At 61.6% G+C, this 5,009-nt stretch carries 4 protein-coding genes, 1 tRNA gene and 1 pseudogene; 2 read left to right on the top strand and 4 right to left on the bottom strand.

The window, feature by feature from the left end; all coding sequences use genetic code 11:
* From C2R25_RS17245 to C2R25_RS17235, 3 genes are all read right to left on the bottom strand, one after another.
* On the bottom strand, nt 1-334 hold a 334-nt coding region (locus C2R25_RS17245), incomplete at its 3' end, for an acyl-CoA dehydrogenase family protein (protein WP_199183857.1).
* A 294-nt stretch (nt 335-628) separates the two neighbouring features.
* On the bottom strand, nt 629-1,498 hold the full coding sequence (gene mmsB, locus C2R25_RS17240; RefSeq protein WP_103730394.1) for a 3-hydroxyisobutyrate dehydrogenase: 870 nt from the start codon (nt 1,496-1,498) through the stop codon (nt 629-631).
* A 75-nt stretch (nt 1,499-1,573) separates the two neighbouring features.
* Nucleotides 1,574-2,998: an aldehyde dehydrogenase family protein gene (locus tag C2R25_RS17235; RefSeq protein WP_103730393.1), complete on the bottom strand. Its 1,425-nt coding sequence runs from the start codon at nt 2,996-2,998 to the stop codon at nt 1,574-1,576.
* Here C2R25_RS17235 and C2R25_RS17230 point away from each other — a divergent pair.
* The gene (locus C2R25_RS17230; RefSeq protein ID WP_233204105.1) at nt 2,997-4,154 is read left to right on the top strand and encodes a LysR family transcriptional regulator; all 1,158 of its coding nucleotides are present in this window, start codon (nt 2,997-2,999) and stop codon (nt 4,152-4,154) included. The genes C2R25_RS17235 and C2R25_RS17230 overlap by 2 nt on opposite strands.
* 460 nt (nt 4,155-4,614) lie before the next feature.
* A pseudogene (locus C2R25_RS21190) lies at nt 4,615-4,743 on the top strand (transposase); the annotation flags it as partial.
* A gap of 154 nt (nt 4,744-4,897) precedes the next feature.
* Here C2R25_RS21190 and C2R25_RS17225 read toward each other — a convergent pair.
* Nucleotides 4,898-4,974, bottom strand: a tRNA-Met gene (locus tag C2R25_RS17225).
* Between the last annotated feature and the right edge of the window lie 35 nt (nt 4,975-5,009).

The following is a 5,009-nucleotide window of genomic DNA, read 5'->3' as shown; positions in this document are numbered from 1 at the left end:
GGTAGCGGTCCTTCAGCTGCTGGTCCGCGAAGGTGTCGATCATCCAGGCGCCCATGTTGTGGATCGAGATGTAGGCGCTCGTGGCGGGGCAGCCGTAGGACATGGCTTCCATGATAAGCGCCGCGTCAAGCCGCCCGAGGCCAATGCCGCCGCTGTCCTCCGACACGTAGATCGCGCCGAAGCCCAGTTCGCCCGCCGCCTTCCACACATCGACCGGATAATGGTGCTTCTCGTCCCACTCCGCCGCAAAGGGAGTGATCCTGTCCGCCGTGAACTTGCGTGCGGTCTCCTGGATTGCGAGTTGATCTTCGCTCAATCCAAACTGTTCGGTCATTTAAGGTCATCTTTTTGTTTTGAAGGGCAGGTAATCGACCGCCTAACCAACGGCGACGCAACGGGGTGCGATGGGTTCCCAGGATCGTGCCAAGCAGCTACGGGGCTGGACGCGACGTGGATGCCGTCTCGCCAACAGCTTGCAACGACCGCGCTTGGCTTCATCCTTAAAAAGCTGGACCTCTTCTTTCTCGCCCGAACCGCGAACTTCATCAATCCTCACGATCGACTTGGTTTCTTCGTCGATCGCCAATTTCTTCCGAGCGTCCGCCAAGACTATCATTCATATCGCGGTTCAGAGGGTCGTGAAGATGGCTCCGAAGTCCTTGCCGCCGTTGCCGGCTTCCACGAAGGCCTCGTAGATCCGGGTGGCGTGTTCGCCCATCGGGACGCTGGCGGCGGCAGTCTGTGCACCCGCCATGGCAAGGCGCAGATCCTTCAGCATGAGCGCCGAGGCGAAGCCGCCGGCATAGCCGTTGTCGGCAGGGCTTGCCGCGCCGATGCCCGGCGCCGGCGTGTAATCGTTGAGCGACCAGCAGTACCCGGTCGACTTCGAACTGATCTCATAGAACTTCTGCGGATCCAGCCCTGCCTTTTCCGCTAGCGCCAAAGCCTCGCACGTGCCGATCATGTGAATGGCCAGCAGCATGTTGTTGCACATTTTCGCGACCTGCCCCGCACCCACGTCGCCCGCGTGGATGACGGCCTTGGCCATGGGCTCCAGCACCGGGCGCGCCTGTTCGAAGGCGGCCTCACTGCCCCCCACCATGAAGGTCAGAGTGCCGCCGTTCGCCGCCGCTATGCCGCCCGACACCGGGGCATCCACCATCCGATAACCCGCCGATGCGGCATCCTCCGCCACCTCGCGGGCGGTTGCCAAGTCGATCGTTGAACAATCCAGGAGGAGCGCGCCTGCGGGCGCCCTGCCGATGACATCCTCGGTGTAGACCGATCGCACAATGCTCCCGTTCGGCAGCATCGTGATCACCGCATCGACACCGGCCACCGCCTCGGGAACGGTGGTGAAGGCCGCGCAGCCGCTGTCCTTCGCCCTCGCCAGAGCATCCGCCGAAAGGTCGAAGGCATGGACCTGGTGCCCCGCCCCAACGAGGTTGGCGGCCATGCCACCACCCATGTTGCCAAGGCCGATGAACGCGATCTTCATAGCATGCTCTCCAGTATTTCGGGCACGGCGCCCGAGGCCGGCCTTTTTCCCCGCCATGTTCTTGTCCCGCCAGCCTCAGCCGACGAGTTCGATGATGTCCTTGCCAAAGAGGTCTTCGTCGGAGGGAAGCACCTTGTGCTGTGCGAGCGGCTTGGAGACCCAGGTCTCGTTGATGAGGTCGCGCCAGGTAACGTTGTTGTTGGTGCCGTTGCCGCCCCATGATCCGCAGCCCAGCGAGAAGGTCTGGCGCATACCGTTCCACAGGTTGCCCGAGTTGGAGGCCGACTGCGGCTGATTCACCATGACGCGGCTGGTCTTGGTGCCCATCGCCAGCTTCGTGATGTTCTCGTCGCTCTGCGAGTAGATGCCGCAGGAGTGGCCCTGCCCCTGATAGCTCTGGATGGCGTTGGTAAGGCGGATCGCCTCGTCGATGTCCTTCGCGCGATAGAGCGCCATGGTGACAGTCATCTTCTCGCCCGAAAACTTGTGGTCCGGGCCATGGCCGGTTTCGGGCACGATGAAGAAGGCGGTGCCTTCCGGGATCGAGAAGCCAGCGTAGTCGGCGATGAACTGCGCCGACTGGGCGACGACCTTGGCATTGATGTGCTCGCCATCTTCCCAGATCGCTTTCTCGAGCTTCGTCTTGTTTTCGCCCTCGATGATGAAGCCGCCCTTGGCCTTCAGCTTCTCGAGCATCGTGTCATAGATCGCATCGAGCAGGATCACCGCGTTGTCGGACGAGCACGAGGCCGCAAAGTCGAGCGTCTTGGACAGCAGGATCTTGGCGGCCGCGTCATCGAGGTCAGCGGTGTCGTCCACGGTGACCACCGCGTTGCCCACACCCACGCCGAGCGCCGGAGTGCCCGACGAGTAGGCCGCCTTGACCATCGGCGTGCCGCCCGTCGCCAGAATGCGGTCGCACTGCTTCATGACCTCGTTGGTCTTCTCGACCGAGGGCTGCTCGATGGGGATCACGAGGTCGGCGGGCGCGCCCATCTTGACCAGTGCCTCGCGCATGAGATTGCAGATCCTGGCGTTCACGAACTTGGCGCGCGGATGCGGGCAGATGATGATCGAGTTGCGGCCCTTCACCGCGCTGATCGCCTTGATGACCGGCGTCGCCTCCGGATTGGTGGAAGGCGAAAGCGCGCCGATCACGCCCACCGGCTTGGCGATCTTGACGATGTTGCGCTCGGGGATCTCCTCGATCACGCCCACCGACTTGTCGTCGATGATGTCGTAGAGGGTCGCACGGGTCTTGATCGAGATCTTCTTGAACTTGCCCTCGTAGTTGCCCAGCTGCGTTTCCTCGACGGTCTCGCGGGCGATCTGCTCGTCCATGCCGGGCTTGCACACGGCGTAGACCATGCCGCGAATCCAGGTATCGACCTGTTCCTGCGTGGCGTTCTCGATCTGCTGCTGCGCAGCGCGCGAGCGCGCCACAAGCTCAGCAACTTCCGCCGCAACGGGCGTCTCGGCAATCAGTTCAGCAGTCGCCATGTGCAAGGTCCTCGATTCCCACGGGTTCCGGGCCGTTTACGGCCGCTTCGGTTTCCACTGGATAGGCGCATCGGCGGAATGCATGCAAACGGCATTTTTGCTAGCAGTACCTGCATTTTTGCAGGCCCTGTTTCTCAGTAACGAGCATTCGGGATTGATGCAGAACAAGCCGCCTCGAAGTCAGACCGCATCAAGGATGGGCCGCGAGAGGACCGCATTGCAGTTCGACACCAAATGCGCGAAGCCTTTCGCGATGATGCAAGCACCGGATTGGAATGACTACCAGACCTTCCTCGCCATCGCGCGCGAAGGTCAACTGATGCGAGCCGCCAAGCGGCTGGGCGTCAACGCAACCACCATAGGGCGCCGCCTGCGGCGCTTGGAAGCCCAACTGGGGCAAACGCTCTTCGAGCAGACCCGAGAGGGTCAGTTGCTCACCGAAGCGGGCGAAGCGCTGCTGGCCAGCGTCGAGGCCATGGCTAAAGCGGCAAGCACGATCCCGTCCCAGGATCCGGGGGGACCGATCGGCACCTTGCGCATCAGTGTCTCGGAAGGCTTCGGGACATGGTTTCTTGCTTACCGCCTGCCCCAATTCAACGAGCTTTATCCTCGTATCACCGTGGATCTGGTCGCAAGCACCAGCTACCTTAACCTGTCCCGTCGAGAGGCCGATGTCGCGGTTTTCCTGTCTCGGCCACGCGCAGGGCTGCTGGTCGCGAGGAAACTGGCGCCGTACGATCTACGGCTTTACGCGAGCAACGCCTACCTCGAGAGGCACGGGACACCGACTTCGCTCCCCGCCCTGGCCCACCACAAGCTGGTCGGCTACATCCCGGATCTCCTGAGCGCTCCTGAACTCCGCTACCATCAGGAAGTTTACCGTGAATCCCGGGCGACCCTGCGCTCCTCAAGCATAAACGCGCAGTTCGCCATGATCCTGGGCGGAGGCGGGATCGGTGTTTTGCCATCCTTTATCGGCGACCTGATGCCGGAACTGGCCCGCGTCGTTTCCGATGTCCGGCTGCAACGCAACTTCTGGTTGGTGATGCACAAGGACACCCAGCAACTGCAAAAGGTGAAAGCATTCCAGTCCTGGATGCATGACGTGCTCGTCTCAGGCGGCGGCCGGCAACTTGCAGGCGTGCCCGAAGAATAAGCTATGCCACTCCCATAGGTGCTGCTCAGCTAGGGCTTTACGGTTGCCTCAGCCGATCGCCATTGATGATGCAGAAAACCTTTCTTCTCCAGAGATACGATGGCCTCGCGAGCCACCGGCGCGCAAATTTTCGCCGACTAACAGGATCACGCACCTGCACCGGTCGTGTCTCCGGGGGTGTAGGAAGGCTTCCCCGAGACGGGCCCCCGTCGATCTTCTGGTAAGGTCCGAATGCGAACTCGGCGCTGGAGAAGAACACGATCACCGACGACAGAATGCTTTATGAAACTGGTTGAGCAAGGGGCGGACAGCAATTCGTAGGGAAGATGCTGGCCTTAGCTGCGGAGCGCATGATGTATTTGGAAAGCCAGGCCGGGACGGGGGCACTTTCTTGCTCCAGTGCCCTCTGTCCTGGATGTTCGCATCACCCACCACGATGGAGACGTGGCAGGGGCATCGACACGGAGCTGTCATACCGGTGATCAACCCGCTGGAAAGAATCAACGACGAAATCAAGCGAAGGGCAGATGTGATTGATATCTTTCCCGACGAGGCCGCTGGTTTGCCTCGTCGAGCGCTCATGCTGAAATGAAGTTATGAGTAGGCCGCAGCGGGCCAATACATGACGGCCGTTCCGCCTGCTTTTTGCCATCGCGGTTGCCGGCTCGGTGCGGCAATGGGATGGTGGCTCCGCGCGCGGCCACGCTGGGCGTTCTCTGTAGGGCCGTGGGTTTTATTGAGTATGGTTGCGGGGGCAGGATTTGAACCTGCGACCTTCAGGTTATGAGCCTGACGAGCTACCGGGCTGCTCCACCCCGCGTCACCGATTGTGTGCGTTCGAGGGGAACGCGAAGA

The organism is Novosphingobium sp. HII-3 (genome assembly GCF_002916655.1).
GTDB lineage: Bacteria > Pseudomonadota > Alphaproteobacteria > Sphingomonadales > Sphingomonadaceae > Novosphingobium > Novosphingobium panipatense.
Note: the sequence above shows the minus strand (reverse complement) of the source record. Positions and strands in the feature narration are given on the sequence as shown.

What these genes read in the sequence shown, in the direction of transcription:
- mmsB (WP_103730394.1), bottom strand. Translation starts at nt 1,498, where the DNA reads ATGAAGATCGCGTTCATCGGCCTTGGCAACATGGGTGGTGGCATGGCC.
- C2R25_RS17235 (WP_103730393.1), bottom strand. Translation starts at nt 2,998, where the DNA reads ATGGCGACTGCTGAACTGATTGCCGAGACGCCCGTTGCGGCGGAAGTT.
- C2R25_RS17230 (WP_233204105.1), top strand. Translation starts at nt 2,997, where the DNA reads ATGTGCAAGGTCCTCGATTCCCACGGGTTCCGGGCCGTTTACGGCCGC.